Below are 18794 nucleotides of genomic sequence, written 5' to 3'. Positions count from 1 at the left end.
AAATTTAAGTCTAATAAACTTTTTGTCTCTAATCTTTTTACTTCAATAAATTTCTACTAATTAACCCTGAAGTCCATCAGATTGTCTAATCATATCTTCCACTACAATGTCATAAATTTCTCCTACTGTATTACAGTATTCTAAAATTTTCCATGGTTCATTAGTGTGGAAATGAATCTTTATAAGATCTTCATCTCCAGCAGCGATTAAGCTGTTTCCTTCAAAATGCTCTGTTATGTAATCTGCGATTTCATCTTCATCTAAATCTTTATCACGTCTATCAATTAATAGCTGTGTATCATAACGATATGCAAATTGATCGTCTTCTACATCTATTGATTGTACTCCCATCATGTGCCTCCTATTCTGTCTTAATAAAATATTATTACTGACTATAAAAGTCAATGACTAATCATAATTTATTATAGTATTTATGATTTTACTTTTCTATTATATCACATTTATAATGTTACTTCTTTATTATATTTCCCCGAAAAAATATAACATTACATCTTAAATGTATACTATATTTTTACAACTTCATCGCAGCACTCATTAATAAATTCATAATCATGAGTTACTACAAAAATAGTTTTTTCTTTATTCATGCTACCTCTCCCTTCGTCCAGGAAATATCTGAGTTAACTTTTTCCATAAACTCTTTATATAATCCGTTTTTATTAATTAATTCCTGATGTGTTCCCCTTTCTCGTATTATTCCGTCAGCTATGACTAAAATATCATCCGCATTCTTTATAGTTTTAAGTCTATGTGCAATAACAAGAAGTGTCTTTCCTTTTACGAGCTCATTTATGGCATCTTGTATTAGTCTCTCATTATCAGCATCTACTGATGCAGTTGCCTCATCTAAAATAACAATAGGTGAATCTTTTAAAATACAACGTGCTATTGATATTCTTTGTTTTTCGCCTCCTGAAAGGCTTGCTCCACCTTCTCCAATTACTGTATCAAAGCCATCTGGAAGTTCCATTATAAAGTCATAGCACCTTGCTTTTTTTGCTGCTTGTATAACCTCTTCTTTTGTAGCATTTGGTCGTCCCATTACAATATTGTTATAAATAGTATCTCGGAAAAGATAAACTCTTTGAAATACCATACTTATTTCATTCATCAGATCATAAAGCGAAACATCTTTAATATTAATACCTTTTATCTTAATTTCACCATTTTTTATATCCCAAAATCTTGCAAGAAGACTTGCAATTGTGCTCTTTCCGCTTCCTGATGGTCCAACAATTGCAGTCATTGTGTTAGGTTCCATTTCAAAAGAAATATCATGAAGAATTTCTTTATCTTCATATCCAAATGAAACATTTTTAAATTCAACCTGTTTTCCTTCATATTTTTCTGGAATTTTCATTTTTCCTGCATCATCAAGTTCTGGTACGCTTAATACTTCCTCGATTCGATCCATACAAGCATTCATAACAGTAAGTCTTGTTGCTTCATTATATAAAATAAATACCGGCATGTATAAATCAAATATAAAAAGTATTATTCCAACGAACGAAGATACACTAATTATGTTTTTCATAACAAGGCATACGCATATAGCAAGTGTTCCCGCTGTTCCCAATGCATAAATAAAACCTAATCCAATAGAAAAAGGAAAAACAGCTTTTTCAAATTTAATGTTTTCTTTACAACTTTGTTCAAAATTATATGATAATTCTTTAGAAGATTTACCTAACATATTATAAGTTTTTATAATATTCATTCCTTCTGTATAATCAATTACAGCCGATGTTAAGTGTTCTGCCTGTGACTGTCTTAATTTAGAATGTAAAAGGACTTTATTAGATACCATTTTACCTGCTAAAACAATTACCAATACTGTTAACAAGCCAAAAATTCCAACACGATAATCGAAGACAAACAAAAAAGCTATCATAATTGCTTCCGAAAAAATATACGTCATAAGCTGTGCAACCTGAGACATACATACTTCTTCAACCATTGACATATCAGTTGTAAGTATTGAAGATATTTTTCCTAAATTACCTTCTGTATAATAACCCATAGGAAGATTCTTTAAATGCTCACCTACTTTAATTCTCATATCAGCAAACATTTCAAATCCTGTAGCTGATTGAAGTCTGTCTCCAATGTATTGTGCCAAAATCTGAGCAATTAAAACTAATCCCATCGTAATCGCTGAATTTATAACAAAATCCGAATCTAATTTATTTTCTAATACTTTATTAATAACAATAAACGCAACTATAACCGGTGACTTCATCAGTAAACCTTTTATAAAACAAAATATATATGCTAGTCGTATTCGTGTTTTTCTTTTACCTGCAGCTTCTACAATCCTATGTATCATTTTCAACATAATCTTATGCTTCCTCCTTGATTTTCCACTCTTGTGTAACTTTTTGTGCACACCACATCTTTTTATACTCGCCACAACGCTCTAGAAGTTCTCTATGACTTCCCTTATCTACAATATTTCCATCATTTAATACCACAATCTGATCTGCACTTATAATTGAAGGAAGTCTGTGTGCAATAATAATTACTGTCTTATCTTGTATAACTTGAGATATCGCTCTATTCATTTTTTCCTCATTTTCTGGATCGATGAATGCAGTAGCCTCATCAAGTACAATAATTGGAGAATTTTTTAGAATTGCTCTAGCAAGTGCTATTCTTTGTCTCTCTCCTCCTGAAAGCATCTTTCCACTATCTCCAACCTTTGAATCAATTCCTTCTGGTAATTTATTTAAAAACTCCATACACTGTGCTCTTTGAGCTGCTTCTAAAACCTCTTCTCTAGAAGCTTTTGGTTTGCCTATTAAAATATTTTCATAAATCGTTGTATTAAATAGGAACTGTTCTTGTGAAACAAAAGAAATCTGATTATTTAGTTCTTCAAGACTGATGCTTGTAATATCCTGCCCACCAATCTTAATACATCCACTGTCTATATCATAAAAATGTACTAACAATTTTGCCAATGTTGATTTTCCACTACCTGACGCACCCACAAATGCTGTCATTGAATTATCTTTAATATCTAATGAAATTCCATGAATAACTTCCCTATCTTTATAAGAAAATTTTACATTTTCAAAAGAAATATCATGTTTTGTTCCCTCAAATTTCTTTTCTCCAACTTTCAAACTTTCACCTTCTGTTAATTCCTCTAATGCTTTAACTTTGAATCTAATTTGTGGCAAAGTTGAACCAAAACTTCCCACTTTCAAAATAGGACCAACTATCGATATTGTCAAACAAATAATGAGAGCAAATTGTGAAATAGAAAGAGTTCCATCATTGATAAATTTCACTCCTGCTGGCAAAGAAAAAACTGTCATGCACGAAAACAAGCTTGTTGTTATTGCAAGAAATGGCCAACATAATTTATACCATCCAAGAGTATAATCTCTATAGCTTACAACATCTTGTCTGTATTTTTTAAAAGATTCTTCATTACGATTAAAAACTTTTATAACTTCCATTCCGTTAATATATTCAATAATTGTATTATTCATTCTAGCTGAAGACGCATAATATTCATTCATTTTTTTAATACATGAACCAAACATTATAAACATAACTAACATTGACGCAGCTAAAGACGCTAAACTTAATAATGCCATTCTTATATCTACAATAAACATGGCAACGCACAAAATCACTACACCTAATGCATTGGCAAATCCCTCTGGAAGTGCATGTGCCATAAGAAGTTCTAGCCCATCTATATCATCTGTGAACATTTTTTTTAATTGTCCTGTTCCGATATCCTGAATTTTTCCAAGAGGCATTTTCTCTATTCTAGACTGAACATATTCCCTAATATTTTTTAATGTATAAAATGCCCCCTCGTGTGAAAATTGTAGTCCATAACAATAAAGAACACGATACATCAAGATACATACAAACATGAATACTGTTCTTGAAACTGCAAACGATACACCCAATTTTTGATGCTTTAAAAGTGGCTCAATTAATTGATATGCAAACAGATATGGAAGCACAGACAGTGTAATACCTATTGTCATAACAATCATGGCCATTACTGTTTTTTTCTTATACTTTCCTGAGTATTTAAATACGTATGAAATCATTTTCTATTCCTTTCTTAGTTATTTTTACTATTTCTTTATACCTAAACTCTTCATAGAAATACTATTTTTTAATATAATATTTCCAAATATGATATTAGTCTTAACTAACCCAAATGTCAATACCCTAATTTTTTATTTTTCAACACAACATACTGTCTACTAGATTTTTGATATTCAACCATCTATTTTCTGCAAAAAAAAAAGAGTAAGCTCTCACTTACCCTCACTTTTACAATATAATTACTGTGATACATCATTCTTTTTAAAATATAACAAATCCGATAACTCCTGCTAAAATACCACACATCGCACCAGCTATTACATCCCTTGTAAAATGTACCCCTAACAATACTCTTGTAGTAGCGAGTACACACCCACTTATTGCAACTACAATTCCAATCGTTTTTATATCCAATACAAAATAATATGTACTGGCAATTATAAATATAGAAAAAACATGTCTGCTTGGAAATGATTTTCCTTTTGTTTCTTTCTTTATAACTGCTTCTGTTTGAAAAACTTCATAGGGTCTTGGCGCATTTATCATTTTTCGAATTAACGTCAAAATTACAAATGATATCAATGGTACCATTATTCCTTTTAAAAATAATTTATCTTTTTTCCACAATAGATATGCCAAAAAACACGGATAACTAACAAAAACAACCCTAGTAATCAACTTATTGACTACTTGGATTGTTTTTGCTCTAACCGAATTGGCATTGAAAAAATCTATCATTTTAATATATGTATCTCTTTTCATAGTCAATCCTCTATATTCTATTTACCCTCGTAAGAAACGATTGCTTCTACATCGTAATCCTTCAATTTATCTCTTCCGTTCAAGCCTTTAAGCTCTAATAAGAATAACATCTTAACAACTTCTCCACCGAGTTGCTCTACTAATTTAGCAGCAGCTTCGATAGTACCACCAGTTGCAATTAAATCATCGATTAATACGACTTTTTGTCCAGGTTTGATAGAATCCTTATGGATTTCAATTGTAGCTGAACCATACTCAAGATCATATGATTGTGATACTGTTTCGCATGGAAGCTTACCAGCTTTTCTGACTGGAATAAATGGCTTGTTCATAGCGTATGCTACTGGCACACCAAAAATAAAACCTCTTGATTCTGTACCTGCAACAATGTCAAAATCGACATTTTCTAAGGCCTTAATCATCTCGTCAATTGCTAATTTTAAACCATCGGCATCTTGTAAAAGACTTGTTACATCTCTAAAAATAATACCTGGTTCTGGAAAATCTGGAATACTTCTAATATATTCTTCAACTGTTTTCATGTAAAAACGTCCTCTCTTTAATCCTTGTTTTTATCCTACTGGCCGAGACAGCCTCACCATTATAAACCTTTTTAGTTTATTTTTCAAGTACTACTTTAAACTTTCATTATATATAGCGCGCTGGCCTCCAACAAACTTAGGTCTTCTTCTCGCACATAAGAAATTTGCATCACCAATTTTGTTAAAAGATATACGTAAAGGTACAACCACTGGTTTAATATGCATACCTATTAAAGTTCCACCAATATCAATTCCTGCGGATGCTTGCTGTTTTAAACTTTCAACTGCAACTGCATCTTTCATTAATTTATACGCATTTGTTCCAAATGAACCACCTGCTTTAGGTTGTGGAATAACATTTACTTCTTCAAGATTATACTTTTCACAAGTCTCTCTTTCAACTATTAAGGCTCTATTTAAATGTTCACAACATTGTGCTGCAAGAAGAACACCTTTTGTATCAAGTGCTTCTTTTATTCCTTTATAAATTGCTGTTGCTACATCATAATTTGAAAACGTTCCAATCTTTTGTCCACAGACTTCACTTGTTGAACAACCTACAACAAATAAATCTCCTTCTTTTAATTTTGCTTCTTCAATTATTTCTAGCACAGCTTTTTTGCTTTGATTTTTGATGTTTTCTAACTCCATTTTAAATCTCCTTACTTACTCTATCGTCAATTTATTCTTTTTTTTTATAATTTTACACTCCATGGTTTTTGCTCATTTACTCCCATTTCAAAAACCTCAACCATATCATCATTATATTCATCACTTGGCCTATATTTTTTTAAAATGGTTATCAAATACTCTTCTTCTGGAGAATCACCTTCAATTGCTTCTAATTTAGATGCAATCTTTTCTTTTATTTCAACTGGTTTCATTTGACTATTACAGCCCAAATCATATTTTTTATTTAAAAAACCAACACTATAATAAAATTCATAATTTCCTAACATGACAGATATCTTTTGTTTGCATTTTATTATAACACTCTGTCTAACAATTGATGTAACCATCTTCTCACTTCCTATCTTTTAACTAATTTCATATTATACCACATATAATAGCACTTTTCGCTTTATTTTTCTCACTATTATTATTGACACACTTATTTATTCTTATTATTGTATTCTTATAAAAAATTATGGGAGATTATATTTATGACAACTACAAAAGAAATTCTAACTTTAACCGCTGAAATAGGCGATGCAATGCTTAGAAATGGAGCTGAAATTTATCGTGTTGAAGATTCTCTTGTACGAATTTTAAAAGCATATAATATAGAAAATTTTGATATATATGTTTTGTCAAATGGTATTTTTGCCAGTGCAAATGAAGGTCTAGACGATTCATGCAGTATCATTCGTCATACCCCGCTTGGTGATGTTAATTTAAGAAAAATTTCTGCACTGAATCAATTAACTCGCGATATTTGCTGTAAACATTGCGATGTAAAAACTGCTTGGAAGCGACTTGACGAATGTCTAAATAGCCCAAGTCCAGACAAACGACTTCTTTGCTTTTTCTGTGGACTTGGTTGTTCATGTTTTACTTATTTATTTGGAGGAACAATTTTAGATTCTATTATGGCTTTCGTTGCAGGTATTTTTCTTGAAATTTTTCTTTTATACTGTGCCCATCAAAAACTTTCTCGTTTTACAAAAAATGTATTTGCTAGTATAGTTGCAATGACTCTTAGCTTATTACCTCTTTTGTTTGGGCTTAAAATTTCATACGACAAAATTGTTATTGGTGTGATTATGCCTTTAGTGCCTGGTATAACATTTACGACATCAATACGTGATTTTTATAACGGTGATTATTTATCTGGCACAATTCATTTAATTGATGCCCTTTTGACTGCATTATGCATTGCAGCCGGAGTCGGTATTGTTATAAGCATTTATCAATCTATAAATGGAGGAGTACCAGTATTATGATTTTAGAATTATTTATTCAATTTTTAATTGCATCTATTGCCACTTTATCCTTTTCTGTTATTTTTTGTGCGCCAAGAAAAGAAGCTATATTTTGTGGAATTACAGGTGGATTCGGATGGATTATTTATTTTATTCTAAATAATTATGTTCATTATTCAATTATCGTTGCTGCCTTAATTGCGACTTCAGGACTTGCTATTATTTCTAGATCATTTGCAGTTATTAGAATGCATCCAGCTACAATTTATATTTTACCAGGAATATTTCCACTTGTGCCGGGAGCTGGAATTTACTACACTGCATATTATTTAATTACTAAGCAACATACTCTTTTTGCTCAAAAAGGTCTTGAAACATTTGAAATTGCATCCGCAATAGTTTTTGGAATTATTTTTGGTTTTGCAATACCTCAGTCTCTATTTGCAAAACTTGGACAGCTTTTTCATCACAAAACGACCTAAATAAACACGTTTATTACAGAATATTCTCGTTTATTACAAAAACTTGAAGTGCAATTATTGAAATAGTATAATTATCGCAGCATAGGCATAAGAGACTATACATCTTGTAAACCTTCATAATATACAAGAATTATTATAAATATGCAATACAATGAATAGAGAGAATAACACAATGACAATTATGATTTATACTAAAGATAACAAAACAATAAATACATTGACTAAAGAAGCACAATTAAATTTTTCCAAAAATAATCTTGATATTATAACACCTAAAGAAATCGATGATATCATGACGTTTCTAAAAAAAAATGGACAAAATATCGACATATTATTTTTTGATATCGATTTTTCTTTTTTTAACTATAAAACTCTGCACCAAATTGAAAAATCAAAAAAAATTAGTTATGTTGTTTTTATTGCTGATAATGATTCACTATTACCCGAATGTTTTTGTTCTAAAACAAGAGGATTTCTTAAAAAACCCCTCACTTCAGATAAATATTTTAAAAAAACGCTATTATTTTTAAAAAAAATAATAGCTTCTAAAAAAAATAACATCCTCTGTTACAATTATTATGGTGAAAAAAAAAGTATTAATGTGAACGATATAGAATTTATAAAGGCTTTTGGAAGATACTCTAATATAATATGCTCTAATGAAGAAATTTTTATTTCTAAAAATATCGGTCTCTTAGAAGATAATCTATGTGAGACAGATATTGTACGTATACACAAATCCTACATGATTAACATCAATTTTGTAAAAAAAATTAAATCTAGGTATGTAATTCTTTTATCTGGAAAAATACTTCCAATTGGTGCCAAATTTTCTAAAAATGTTCATAACCTATTACAAAATTCTTGATGTAATAAACACGTTTATTACAGAATATTCTCGTTTATTACAAAAACTTGAAATATAGCATTTGAAATATTATACTCTTAATGTAATAAGTTTGAAAATTTACTAGTCTATTTTTTCTATAGTAAATTTTCATAAATATAATATTTTTAAGGAAGAGAGGATTTAGGTATGAACAAAATTAGTAAAAAATTGATAGCACTTGGAGGTGCTAGTATATTGTCAATTTCAATGTTGGTAACACCAGCAAACACTGTTAAAGCATCTGGTACAGAAAGGCCATGGTCTTTAGCTTTACCACATAACTATGGAAATCATTATTTTCCTTTTAGGAAAAAACAGACTAATGAAACAAGCGGATATATTATTCTAAAAAGCTGCGATTCACAAAAAGGTGCTAATGCTTGGTTTTGTTCAGGAACAGGGTTAAGCAGTGCCGTAAGATGTTCTTCAATTGCTCGTATGCGTAAACCCGGCAAATATTTAATCACTTACAATAAAAACAGTAATGCCGGAAGCAGCGTTGACATGGCAATAGAAAATGCATCAAGGACTTTAATAAGAAGAGATCATGCATCAGGAATTGTTAATTATAAATAACGTTTAACTTATTTATATTTAGGTGTTCATCATAATTTATTAAATAAACTATGATGAACACTTTTAAGAAAGGAATTGAATATGGAATATATCAAGTTAGAGAATCTAACAAAAAAAATAAAGGGAAATATAGTATTAGATAACATTAACATAGAATTCCAAAAAGGGAAAATATATGGAATACAAGGACATAATGGTTGCGGAAAAACTATGCTATTAAGAGCTATTGCCGGATTAATTGTTCCTACAACTGGTAACGTTATAATAGATGGAAAAATTATTCATAAAGATATTGATTTTCCTCCTAAAGTTGGAGTTTTAATTGAAAATCCTATGTTTTGGAAAAACTATACACTTAAAGCAACTCTAAAAACACTCGCTTCTATAAAAAGTGAAATTGGTGACAGTGAAATAGAAAATGCAATAGAAAGAGTTGGGCTAAAAGGAAAAGAACAAACTTTAATCCGTAAATTTTCTTTAGGAATGAGACAACGCCTTGGAATCGCCCAAGCAATAATGGAAAAACCCGATTTATTATTATTAGACGAACCTACAAATGCATTAGACACTGATGGAAATCAACGTTTAGAACAAATCTTAAAAGAAGAAAAATCAAACGGAACTACTGTAATTGTTGTTAGCCACAGTTTGGAATGGTTAAAAGATTTATGTGATGAAACAATTACAATGGAAAATGGAAAAATTTTAAAAGAACAAACTAAATATACTAAAAAGGGAGATGACCTAAGTGCGTAAAAAAATGAAATTACTGTATGGATTAGTGACTCTTATAATAGTTGTTACTAGTCTTTTTTTTGGTATAGCAATAAAAAAAACATGGAAAAATGATTTGTTATTTATTCCATCTAACGATTATGGCAACTATACCGTTAATTTCGATGAACTTTTTGAAAATGAAGCAAAAACACCCGCTCAAATACAAAATTTTAACACTCTCTATAAAGATGCAGACGTGATTGTACGTGTTAATATTGGAAAAAACACCAAACATCATAAAACCTATCAGTCAAGTTATGTTGAAGGAAAAGTTAAAGAAATATATAAAGGAAAAGTTGCTGAAAATACAATAAAACTGATTGAATCTGTTGGTATATATCAAAAGAAAATGTATGGTGCAGAAGGATCTCTCTTCTTTAACAATGGCGAAGATTATATTGTTTTTCTGAGGAAATATCCCGGTGATATGTATGGTAAATATGATAATACCTATGTTTTAACCACTGGAAGTATAAGCAAATATCACGTTACAAATGATACTGTAGATGGTAAATGTTTTTTAATGACACAAAAACAATCCGAAAATGCTTTGTTAAAATATAAAAATTTGAAAAATTATGATTCATTCACGTTGGATCCTAACGTTGTTGAGTTTTACGATAGTAACAAAAAAAACATAAATGATATTTTAAAGAAGGTGTAGCTTATGAAATTTGAAATAAAAAAACTATTAAATAGAAATGAATTATGGATTGCATTCTTAATACTGTTAACAGCAGGATGTGGAGATTTTATCTACACCATTAATCTGTACCGGGGATATTACTTAAGTGAGATTCTAACACCCATCTCTCTATCTGTATTAGATAACTTTACCAATTCTCCTGCAGAACTATTTTTCTCTCTGTTACTTCCTGTTATTAGCTGCTATATAGGCTCCTCTATAGCTGTTGAAGAGCGCAACAATGAAATAACCTCATGTATTTTTACAAGAATAAGCAAAAAAAAGCAAATTATAAAACAAGGTCTAGCAGTTGCATTTATGTCAAGCATAGTTTTTACAACTGCATTATTGGTTAATCTGATTTTGATAACTTTATTTTTCCCAGCTGAAGGCATGAATTATTTCTCTCAACCAGAACAATATATTTTATCTCAATCAGATTATTGGATATTTGAAGATTTAATAAAATATCGCCCTATTCTATATTTAACTCTTACTATATTTTATAGAAGTATGGTAGCTGGTGTTTTTGCATGGTTTGGGTATGGACTATCACATATGTTTGATTTTTTCCAAAAAATTCATGTTGTAGTCGCTCCTTTCATAATAATAACGGCATTTGAAATCTTATCTATAATAATAAAAAGCCTCACTAACTCTACTAATGCTTGGACGCAAATAAGTCTCTATTCTTCTACCTATACGTTCAAGGAAGTTATACCAACATTAACACTTTTAGGACTGCTTATCATTTGGGGTGCTATAGGCATATACATTGGAACAAAAAGGGAGGACATATACTAATGCTTGAATATTTGATAAAAAATTATAAAAAAATTATGTTCTTTACCTTCTATATAATTTTAATCATTTTCATTTCAGCCCTATATAAAAATAATTCATTAATATGGAGGCGAGAAACATTTACTTTTTTGGTTACATTACTTTACGTTTTCAATATCTCTAGCGATATTGAAAATTTAATGGATTCTACAAGAATTGTCAGAGAAAAAAATAGAATTAAACTTGTATTAAGGGCTAATATTGCTAATTTTAAAACAGCAAGTATTTTTTCTATAATATATATTATCGCAATTAGAATAAACCATATTTTTGAAATAAAAAGACATATAACAGGTACTATGGGCGAATATACTTCAAATTTTTTTATTTCATCTTTACTAAAATTATTGGCTCAAGTACCTGGATGGCTGATATTAGGAGAACTTACAATTGCGTTGTTCTTCCTTTTTAAAAGTCGAGTGTTGGCTATTATTTTGACATGGGGAATAGTCCTTATAACTGAAGGTGTTCAAGAAAAAATAGCCTTTTTAGGTATAAAAAAATATATATACTCCATTTATCACAATATGTTTCTTGGTTCGGATATTGGATTAAAAAACTTTACTCTTTTAGAAGGATTTGAATCAATACTGAAAAATTGTATGCTTTTTTTTGTAATATTAGCCATCACATGCATTATTTTAAAAAGGACAGATTTTCTTAAAAGGAGCTTAGAATAATGAATAAAAAAATCACATTGGCTGGTGCCGGTTTTTTATACTTGATTGCAAGATTATTAACTGCTGATAAAAGTGGAAATATTTATGAATTTTTTGTAAATGTTTTAGGTTCAATTCCAATATCTTCAAGTGAATCTTTTACTAACACATTAATAAACACTATGATTTGGATTTTTCCACAAGTAGTGTGTTGTTTTGTTTTTGCCACAACTTTTGAGGATAATATCAAAAGCAACGTTCCTTTGATCTTTACAAGAACTTCAAAAGTTAATTCTGTAATTAATATGGAAGTTGTAAAACTTGTTAGGGAAGTTATTATTTCCACTTTATGTATGATTGTGGTTGTACTAGCAATCAGCTTTGGCATTGGAGCTAAAATCACCCCTTACTCATTATGTTTAATTGCCATTGACTCAATTAACATATGTGTATTTATGTGCTTTATTTGTGTATTTATTAATTTATTATCCTTAATCCTTTCATCTAGTTTAGCAATAATTATAGCATTATTTCTGGAATTATCTCAGGTTATCTTGATAATTAATAATGCACCTTTTCAAAAATATCTATTAATTAACGGAGTTTTACTAGAGCACAGGATTCAAATGGATTTATGGATGTCATTGCAATGTTTGGGAATACAAATTGGAGTATTTTTAGCTTTCATGATATTATTTAACGCATTATTTAAACTAAAAAAAGAACTTATTTTAATGGAATAGCAGATCCTGCTATTCCTTTTTGTTGTGTTCAATATATGCAACATTACATTATAACAACACAGGAGAATATTTATATGACTATTGTAATTTATACCAGGGACGATAATACAGCACAAATTATTAAAAATAACTCGATTAACTCTCATAACAATTCTTTTCGCTATTCTGATTATTATGGTGAGAAACAAGAAATTGCTATATGCAATATTGAATATATAAAAGCTCATAGACGTTATTCTAGTTTAATTTTTGATGGTAATGAAATTACTATTTCTAAAAATCTCGGTGTCCTAGAACACGAATTTAAAAATACTACTCTTATACGTGTTCATAGATCTTACATTATAAATAGTACTTTTGTTGTAAATATTACCGAAAAAAAAATAACTCTTTCATCTGGCAAAAAAATTCCAGTTGGACCTAAATACCTTGATAATCTTTACGGCAAATTCCCAGATGCCTTTTTAGCTTGCGGCAAAAGAGGGCCATGTAAAAAATTTCACTTACTACAATAAATCAACTGTTATGAAATTTTTCTTCGTTACAAAAATTTGAAATAATACTATTAGTCATATATACTGAGAAGTGATATTTAATACTGTAGATTTGGAGGAGAAAATGAATATACGAAAAATAAAACACGAATATAAAAAAGGGTTTTCACTTGAAATAGATAATTTAGAAATTTCATCTAATAAAATAATCGGCTTAGTCGGAGAAAATGGTGCTGGAAAAACTACATTAATGTCAATTTTAAGCGGCTTTATGAAGGCAAATAAAATATATGAAGTTGAAACAGAGAAAAAAGAATTTACAATCGGTTTTATTCCATCTGAAATAAAAATATATGATTTTTTAACAGTCGAAGAATTTGTAAAGCTATTTGTGGATTTTTCTTCGACAGAAATGTCTGTTGACGAAATCATATCCTTACTAGAGATGGAGGAAAAAAGAAAAACCTCTATCGATGAATTATCCCAAGGTATGCAAAAAAAGCTAACACTAATTCCTATTATGTGCAAAAAATATGACTTAATTATATTAGACGAACCTTTTAATAGTATTGATGTTAAATATATTTATAAATTAAAACAATTACTACAAAATATAAAACAACGTGCAACTATCTTAATCTCCTCACATATTTTAGACACTCTAGTAGATTTATGTGATGAATTCGTTGTATTAGACTCTGGAAAAATAAAAGATACATTTACCAATACAAAAACTATTAAAGATATGGAGGAACGAATTTTTGAAGGAAGTAATTAAATTTAGAATCGAAAAATTCAGATTACAATTCAGCCTGTACGGTTTCGCAAATTGTCTCGGATTTTTCCTAATATTTTCAGCTTTACTTATACTTCCTAAATTTGGAATGTATAAATTTAAACATTATACAGCAACAATGTTGCTTATAACAATAATCTTTGTATGTTTTGCAATAGAATTTGTCCTAAAAAAAATAAAAAATGATGATGTACTATTTGTAGAAACCTTTTTTGATAATTTAGACGCAAAAAAATACACAACTTACATGAGATATTATAAATATATTGTATTTCAAATATTTTTTCTCTATTTTATATGTCCATTTGAAATAAAATATCTAGATGATTGTTTAACATTTATTGCTTTTGTTGAACTTATAACTGCGATTGAAGTTGCTGTTTTTTCTATGACCAGCCATGAAATTGCGATGACAATAAAAAGTGTGATAACTTTCGCTTTCCTCGGAGCTATTATTTTAACAAATCATAAAATTATATCTCTTCCGATCGACGGAATTTTTGAACACAAATTTAGAATTCTCAAGATTGCAATTACAGCAATTAGCGTGTTACTCTCTTTAAAGTATCTTTCTATCGAAAGCCCAACGCATAATGGAATTCTTATAAAAAAATTGTCTTCTTTCAAAGTAGTTAAAAAAGAAAAAGATTATTTATTTTTCATAAGGAAAATAAAATTTATGGAAGCTCTATATGTTTTTGCATTAACTATTTTTTTATCTATGCTTGAAAATGAAAAATCAGTCGAACAATTGATAACTTTTTCTGCCGCAATATCATATATGTTTGCTAATACTTACATAGAATTAACTGCTTATGAAACCGGAAATTTTATACTCTTTCATACAGCCGATCAAATAAAACATTTTAAATTTAAAAAAATGATTAATACACTAAAAATTGCTACTTCTTTATTTTTGTTACCAATGATTCCAATGGTATTGATAACTTCTTTAAAAGTAGTTGTAATAGCATTTTTAATCGCTATATTATCATTTTTAATTTCAACTTTATTAATACCTTTTTCCTATGAAAGAAGAAAAACTACTAAAACAATGGTATCAAATTTAGATCAGATTTGTTATATGGTAGCAATGATTTGTATTTTTCTAATTCTAGCTACTATTTCAAATAAAATAATTTAAAAAACACGCAGAGAGGAATAATTATGATACAAAATGAAGTAAAAAATACAAACGTAGTGTTAAAAACATCTGGTTTATCTAAACACTACGGTAGTAAAAAAAGTTTAGATAACGTGTCTATAACTATTAACCAAGGTGATATTTACGGATTAATTGGAAAAAACGGTGCCGGAAAAACTACTTTTATGAAAACATGTCTTGGAATGGTTCAAGCCACATCAGGCACATGTCAAATTTTAGGGAGCAATGATCCTAAAAATCTAAGAAAAGTCGGTGCATTAATTGAAACACCTTCTATATATGGCGGTTTAAGTGCCAAGAAAAATCTAAAGATTTTTTCAAAAATATATGGTGGAACAGATGCAGATATTAATCGTATTTTAAATCTAGTTGGCCTCGGAAATGTTGGAAATAGAAAGGCTCAAAAATTTTCTTTAGGAATGAGACAACGACTTGGTATAGCTATCGCCTTACTTGGCAATCCTAAATTATTGATTCTTGATGAACCAATCAACGGATTAGATCCTGCCGGTATTAAAGAAATCCGAGATTTAATAATATATTTAAACAAAGAGGAAGGTGTAACTTTTTTAATTTCTAGTCATTTATTAGATGAACTAGGGAAAATAGCAACAAAGTACGGATTTATTAATGATGGACAACTACTTGAAGAAGTTACTGCTAATGAATTAAGGGACTTATGTGAGAAAAAAATTATTATAGGTACAAAAGATAATCAAAAGGCGTACAATCTTCTATGCCAATATGTTAATTCAAATGATATTACTTTTACCAACAACAACGTTGAAATCAAAAACAATGATGACAAAATTTGTCAGTACAATAAGATTCTTGTAGAAAATGGAATCGCAGTTAACAAATTATATAACAGATCACAAAGTTTAGAAGAATATTTTATAGAAAAGGTAGGTTAAATATGGGAAGTTTACTTAGTTACGAATACAAAAAAACATTTTCAACAAAAGCAATTTATATTTGCTCTTTATTAACATTTGCATTCACAATACTCAATGGCATCCTTTCTTGTAATGGTGAAATTCCACATGGAAACGAGTATTTTATTGGAATTCTTTCAGGCTGTTCCCTCGATTTAATCCTAGCAATACTTATTCCTATTTTATTCTGCACTGAAATGGATATTGGTTGCATTAAGATCATGATTGGCCGTGGCTATACAAGAAAAAATATTTTGTTTTCAAAAATTATAATGAGTAACATATATATGATTATAATTGCTCTAGCAAGTTTTTTGATAGGTATCGCTTATGGTTCTGTTCGTGGTGTAAGTTATACTAACATTACAGGTAAACATATTTTAAATGCTCTTTTAGAAATATTTGTTTACATGATAATTGTTAATTGTTCTATTTTCTTTTCCGTATTAACTCAATCAAAGGCATTTGCAATTGCCGCTAGTATACTTGTTCCTGCATTAATACCTAGTATTTTACAGCTTGTAGAAAAACTCATAAAATTCAATAAACTTCACGATTATTGGTATGTATCATTTATGGGAAGTCTCGGCAATAATATATTGAAAAATTCAGAATACACTCGTATTTTTATATTTACATTAATCTATAATGCTATTTTTATTACTCTTTCATATTTGATAATAAAACGAAAAGATTTTTAAACTAAAAAATAAGCAAAAACAAAAACAGCGAAAGCACGTTACTGTGTTTTCGCTGTTTTTACTTAATATACATATTTTTGATATACGCTGTTTTTGCTTAATATACATATTTTTGATGTACGCTGTTCCTTTTTATCTACCACTTATGGCTTTTTAAATCATTAATCGCCTATAAAACCTTGTCGATAATTCTTCTATAATAATAAACAACGTATATAAATCTAGTTACTTTTTTATAAAAAAATCTACATTGAAGGAGAATTATCTTAAAATGAGAATTATAATAAAAGAATTTGAAGATTTTACAATTGATTCTGTAACTGTTCTATTAAAAAAACAAGCACCAAAACCAATATCATTATATGAAATTGAACCTAAATATAACTTCGATGATATTGTAATTATTTCAGAACGAGATACTGAAGCAAAAGCTTGTAACTATAAGCCTGCACAATTATTTACATATGAAGAAATATTTTCAAAAATTGGCAATTATATTCTTGAAGCATTTTATGATAAATATGATTATTATTATTTAAAAAAAACATTACAAAAAGCTTGTACAAACAAAAATATAGATACAATCATAACCGGTTCCTCTTATGCACTATTCGATATAGATGAAAACTTGTTAAGTCCTAATGCTGTTAATCTATCTATGATTTCTCAAGATTTATATTATTCAATTAAACTAGTATATGAAAGTTTTAAATATAATAAAAATATTAAAAAGGTAGTAATGATTTGTGGATATTATTATTTTTTCTCAGATTTATCTTTATCTAAAACAGCTAGAGAACTGCTAAGAATAAGTAAAGTATATCTTCCACTATTTGATGATATTCATAATTGTATGATACTGCCAAAGCCAGAAAATAAAATGCCATATAGTAAAATATTTGATTTTGAAAAAATACTCAACGAATATGAAAATGTTATGAAACCTTCTTTTTATTTTTCGGACATTAAAAAAAGAGAACTATGCGCTATATTTACATGGAAAGAAACAACTAAAAAATGGAATGAATTGTCAGATAAAGAAAAAATACAGGCTGGAAAAACTAGGGCAGAAATGCATAATAAGAGTATAAACCATACCACTACATTAGAAGAAAACTCATTATTACTGAATAATTTTTTAGATTTCTGTAAAAAAAATGATATATCCTTGTTTTTTGTAACAGCACCAATGTCAGAGTGCTATGCTAAAGAATTAAATAAGAATTTTAAAAATATTTTTTATAATGTCTTAAATAATGCAAACGGAGTCATTCATTTAATTGACACAAACTGTTTTCAAAAAGACTTTTTTAATGATGATGATTTTATTGATACAGATCATCTAAGCGACTCTGGCGCAAAAAAATTAACCGAAGTCATTTTATCGGAAATTGTTTTATAAGAAATTATTTGTTCAAGAAATAATTTCTTCAAGAAATCAAATTCTTATATCAAAAAAGAAAAAACATATTTAATCGAGCCTGCAAATATAAAGTCAATAGTAAAATAAGATTTTTCTATAGTTTCGAAATCGTGCATAACTAATAAGCCACCACATATGTGCCGGCCCAATACACAAATGATAAATGGCAATTACTTTTCCAGCTTGGATAGATACTCTTTAACCTTGCCATAGTAAATTCTTAGAAATTTATTAGCGCCAGCCGTCATATATACATAATACGGCTTTCCTTGCAATCTTTTCTTATCCAAGAACTGATATAC

The 18794-nt window shown here is 28.9% G+C and carries 22 protein-coding genes and 1 pseudogene; 15 read left to right on the top strand and 8 right to left on the bottom strand.

The features are described 5' to 3' along the window. Nucleotides 1–60: 60 nt before the first annotated feature. The 7 genes from BMY79_RS09570 to BMY79_RS09540 all read right to left on the bottom strand — a co-directional run bounded on the left by BMY79_RS09570 (nucleotide 61) and on the right by BMY79_RS09540 (nucleotide 6421). Nucleotides 61–351, bottom strand: coding sequence for a hypothetical protein (locus tag BMY79_RS09570; protein ID WP_074730827.1), 291 nt, complete (start codon nucleotides 349–351; stop codon nucleotides 61–63). Nucleotides 352–604: 253 nt separating this feature from the next. Next, nucleotides 605–2356: an ABC transporter ATP-binding protein gene (locus tag BMY79_RS09565; RefSeq protein ID WP_029067151.1), complete on the bottom strand. Its 1752-nt coding sequence runs from the start codon at nucleotides 2354–2356 to the stop codon at nucleotides 605–607. A gap of 4 nt (nucleotides 2357–2360) precedes the next feature. Continuing rightward, nucleotides 2361–4097: an ABC transporter ATP-binding protein gene (locus tag BMY79_RS09560; RefSeq protein ID WP_022749849.1), complete on the bottom strand. Its 1737-nt coding sequence runs from the start codon at nucleotides 4095–4097 to the stop codon at nucleotides 2361–2363. Nucleotides 4098–4359: 262 nt separating this feature from the next. After that, the gene (locus BMY79_RS09555) at nucleotides 4360–4860 is read right to left on the bottom strand and encodes a phosphatase PAP2 family protein (RefSeq protein WP_027422430.1); all 501 of its coding nucleotides are present in this window, start codon (nucleotides 4858–4860) and stop codon (nucleotides 4360–4362) included. A gap of 17 nt (nucleotides 4861–4877) precedes the next feature. Next, complete coding sequence (locus BMY79_RS09550; RefSeq protein WP_022749852.1) at nucleotides 4878–5402, bottom strand: adenine phosphoribosyltransferase; 525 nt, start codon at nucleotides 5400–5402, stop codon at nucleotides 4878–4880. Nucleotides 5403–5492: 90 nt separating this feature from the next. Further along, nucleotides 5493–6053: a TIGR01440 family protein gene (locus tag BMY79_RS09545; RefSeq protein ID WP_022749853.1), complete on the bottom strand. Its 561-nt coding sequence runs from the start codon at nucleotides 6051–6053 to the stop codon at nucleotides 5493–5495. A gap of 44 nt (nucleotides 6054–6097) precedes the next feature. After that, nucleotides 6098–6421: a DUF3837 family protein gene (locus BMY79_RS09540; protein WP_074730826.1), complete on the bottom strand. Its 324-nt coding sequence runs from the start codon at nucleotides 6419–6421 to the stop codon at nucleotides 6098–6100. Nucleotides 6422–6565: 144 nt separating this feature from the next. On the opposite strand from BMY79_RS09540, the gene BMY79_RS09535 reads away from it, so the two are divergent. The 15 genes from BMY79_RS09535 (at nucleotide 6566) to BMY79_RS09465 (ending at nucleotide 18471) form a co-directional block, all read left to right on the top strand. Then, complete coding sequence (locus BMY79_RS09535; protein WP_022749856.1) at nucleotides 6566–7345, top strand: threonine/serine exporter family protein; 780 nt, start codon at nucleotides 6566–6568, stop codon at nucleotides 7343–7345. Continuing rightward, the gene (locus tag BMY79_RS09530) at nucleotides 7342–7806 is read left to right on the top strand and encodes a threonine/serine exporter family protein (RefSeq protein WP_022749857.1); all 465 of its coding nucleotides are present in this window, start codon (nucleotides 7342–7344) and stop codon (nucleotides 7804–7806) included. Before BMY79_RS09535 ends, BMY79_RS09530 begins: the two co-directional genes overlap by 4 nt. Nucleotides 7807–7978: 172 nt before the next feature. Next, nucleotides 7979–8674 carry a LytR/AlgR family response regulator transcription factor gene (locus tag BMY79_RS09525; protein ID WP_074730825.1) on the top strand — a complete coding sequence of 232 codons (696 nt, stop codon included), beginning with the start codon at nucleotides 7979–7981 and terminating at the stop codon, nucleotides 8672–8674. A 168-nt stretch (nucleotides 8675–8842) separates the two neighbouring features. Then, entirely contained in the window at nucleotides 8843–9271 is a 429-nt protein-coding gene (locus BMY79_RS09520; protein ID WP_074730824.1) for a hypothetical protein, read from the top strand. Nucleotides 9272–9352: 81 nt separating this feature from the next. Further along, complete coding sequence (locus tag BMY79_RS09515) at nucleotides 9353–10027, top strand: ABC transporter ATP-binding protein (RefSeq protein WP_074730823.1); 675 nt, start codon at nucleotides 9353–9355, stop codon at nucleotides 10025–10027. Then, nucleotides 10020–10712 carry a hypothetical protein gene (locus BMY79_RS09510; RefSeq protein ID WP_074730822.1) on the top strand — a complete coding sequence of 231 codons (693 nt, stop codon included), beginning with the start codon at nucleotides 10020–10022 and terminating at the stop codon, nucleotides 10710–10712. The genes BMY79_RS09515 and BMY79_RS09510 overlap by 8 nt, the downstream gene beginning before the upstream one ends. Nucleotides 10713–10715: 3 nt before the next feature. Beyond that, a complete protein-coding gene (locus tag BMY79_RS09505) occupies nucleotides 10716–11537 on the top strand; it encodes a hypothetical protein (RefSeq protein WP_074730821.1) in 822 nt (273 codons plus the stop codon). Then, complete coding sequence (locus tag BMY79_RS09500) at nucleotides 11537–12256, top strand: hypothetical protein (RefSeq protein WP_074730820.1); 720 nt, start codon at nucleotides 11537–11539, stop codon at nucleotides 12254–12256. Before BMY79_RS09505 ends, BMY79_RS09500 begins: the two co-directional genes overlap by 1 nt. After that, nucleotides 12256–12978: a hypothetical protein gene (locus BMY79_RS09495; protein WP_074730819.1), complete on the top strand. Its 723-nt coding sequence runs from the start codon at nucleotides 12256–12258 to the stop codon at nucleotides 12976–12978. Before BMY79_RS09500 ends, BMY79_RS09495 begins: the two co-directional genes overlap by 1 nt. Before the next feature lie 74 nt (nucleotides 12979–13052). Beyond that, nucleotides 13053–13493, top strand: coding sequence for a LytTR family DNA-binding domain-containing protein (locus tag BMY79_RS09490; protein ID WP_074730818.1), 441 nt, complete (start codon nucleotides 13053–13055; stop codon nucleotides 13491–13493). A 103-nt stretch (nucleotides 13494–13596) separates the two neighbouring features. After that, complete coding sequence (locus BMY79_RS09485; protein ID WP_029067145.1) at nucleotides 13597–14250, top strand: ATP-binding cassette domain-containing protein; 654 nt, start codon at nucleotides 13597–13599, stop codon at nucleotides 14248–14250. Beyond that, on the top strand, nucleotides 14234–15412 hold the full coding sequence (locus BMY79_RS09480; protein WP_074730817.1) for a hypothetical protein: 1179 nt from the start codon (nucleotides 14234–14236) through the stop codon (nucleotides 15410–15412). Before BMY79_RS09485 ends, BMY79_RS09480 begins: the two co-directional genes overlap by 17 nt. Before the next feature lie 23 nt (nucleotides 15413–15435). Next, complete coding sequence (locus BMY79_RS09475; RefSeq protein WP_034226427.1) at nucleotides 15436–16347, top strand: ATP-binding cassette domain-containing protein; 912 nt, start codon at nucleotides 15436–15438, stop codon at nucleotides 16345–16347. Nucleotides 16348–16349: 2 nt separating this feature from the next. Then, complete coding sequence (locus BMY79_RS09470) at nucleotides 16350–17069, top strand: ABC transporter permease (protein ID WP_074730816.1); 720 nt, start codon at nucleotides 16350–16352, stop codon at nucleotides 17067–17069. A 271-nt stretch (nucleotides 17070–17340) separates the two neighbouring features. After that, nucleotides 17341–18471: a hypothetical protein gene (locus tag BMY79_RS09465; RefSeq protein WP_029067142.1), complete on the top strand. Its 1131-nt coding sequence runs from the start codon at nucleotides 17341–17343 to the stop codon at nucleotides 18469–18471. A 191-nt stretch (nucleotides 18472–18662) separates the two neighbouring features. Here BMY79_RS09465 and BMY79_RS12025 read toward each other — a convergent pair. Then, nucleotides 18663–18794 (bottom strand): annotated as a pseudogene (locus tag BMY79_RS12025) (IS110 family transposase); the annotation flags it as partial.

The organism is Lachnobacterium bovis (assembly GCF_900111325.1).
GTDB classification, from domain to species: Bacteria; Bacillota; Clostridia; order Lachnospirales; family Lachnospiraceae; genus Roseburia; species Roseburia bovis_A.
This window is presented reverse-complemented; position numbering and strand designations above follow the sequence as displayed.

Excerpts from the sequence above, each read along its gene's own strand:
- BMY79_RS09470 (WP_074730816.1), top strand. The coding sequence starts at position 16,350 with ATGGGAAGTTTACTTAGTTACGAATACAAAAAAACATTTTCAACAAAA.
- BMY79_RS09465 (WP_029067142.1), top strand. The coding sequence starts at position 17,341 with ATGAGAATTATAATAAAAGAATTTGAAGATTTTACAATTGATTCTGTA.
- BMY79_RS09495 (WP_074730819.1), top strand. The coding sequence starts at position 12,256 with ATGAATAAAAAAATCACATTGGCTGGTGCCGGTTTTTTATACTTGATT.
- BMY79_RS09550 (WP_022749852.1), bottom strand. The coding sequence starts at position 5,402 with ATGAAAACAGTTGAAGAATATATTAGAAGTATTCCAGATTTTCCAGAA.
- BMY79_RS09555 (WP_027422430.1), bottom strand. The coding sequence starts at position 4,860 with ATGAAAAGAGATACATATATTAAAATGATAGATTTTTTCAATGCCAAT.
- BMY79_RS09560 (WP_022749849.1), bottom strand. The coding sequence starts at position 4,097 with ATGATTTCATACGTATTTAAATACTCAGGAAAGTATAAGAAAAAAACA.
- BMY79_RS09490 (WP_074730818.1), top strand. The coding sequence starts at position 13,053 with ATGACTATTGTAATTTATACCAGGGACGATAATACAGCACAAATTATT.
- BMY79_RS09485 (WP_029067145.1), top strand. The coding sequence starts at position 13,597 with ATGAATATACGAAAAATAAAACACGAATATAAAAAAGGGTTTTCACTT.
- BMY79_RS09525 (WP_074730825.1), top strand. The coding sequence starts at position 7,979 with ATGACAATTATGATTTATACTAAAGATAACAAAACAATAAATACATTG.
- BMY79_RS09535 (WP_022749856.1), top strand. The coding sequence starts at position 6,566 with ATGACAACTACAAAAGAAATTCTAACTTTAACCGCTGAAATAGGCGAT.
- BMY79_RS09565 (WP_029067151.1), bottom strand. The coding sequence starts at position 2,356 with ATGTTGAAAATGATACATAGGATTGTAGAAGCTGCAGGTAAAAGAAAA.
- BMY79_RS09505 (WP_074730821.1), top strand. The coding sequence starts at position 10,716 with ATGAAATTTGAAATAAAAAAACTATTAAATAGAAATGAATTATGGATT.
- BMY79_RS09500 (WP_074730820.1), top strand. The coding sequence starts at position 11,537 with ATGCTTGAATATTTGATAAAAAATTATAAAAAAATTATGTTCTTTACC.
- BMY79_RS09540 (WP_074730826.1), bottom strand. The coding sequence starts at position 6,421 with ATGGTTACATCAATTGTTAGACAGAGTGTTATAATAAAATGCAAACAA.
- BMY79_RS09515 (WP_074730823.1), top strand. The coding sequence starts at position 9,353 with ATGGAATATATCAAGTTAGAGAATCTAACAAAAAAAATAAAGGGAAAT.
- BMY79_RS09545 (WP_022749853.1), bottom strand. The coding sequence starts at position 6,053 with ATGGAGTTAGAAAACATCAAAAATCAAAGCAAAAAAGCTGTGCTAGAA.
- BMY79_RS09520 (WP_074730824.1), top strand. The coding sequence starts at position 8,843 with ATGAACAAAATTAGTAAAAAATTGATAGCACTTGGAGGTGCTAGTATA.
- BMY79_RS09570 (WP_074730827.1), bottom strand. The coding sequence starts at position 351 with ATGGGAGTACAATCAATAGATGTAGAAGACGATCAATTTGCATATCGT.
- BMY79_RS09475 (WP_034226427.1), top strand. The coding sequence starts at position 15,436 with ATGATACAAAATGAAGTAAAAAATACAAACGTAGTGTTAAAAACATCT.
- BMY79_RS09530 (WP_022749857.1), top strand. The coding sequence starts at position 7,342 with ATGATTTTAGAATTATTTATTCAATTTTTAATTGCATCTATTGCCACT.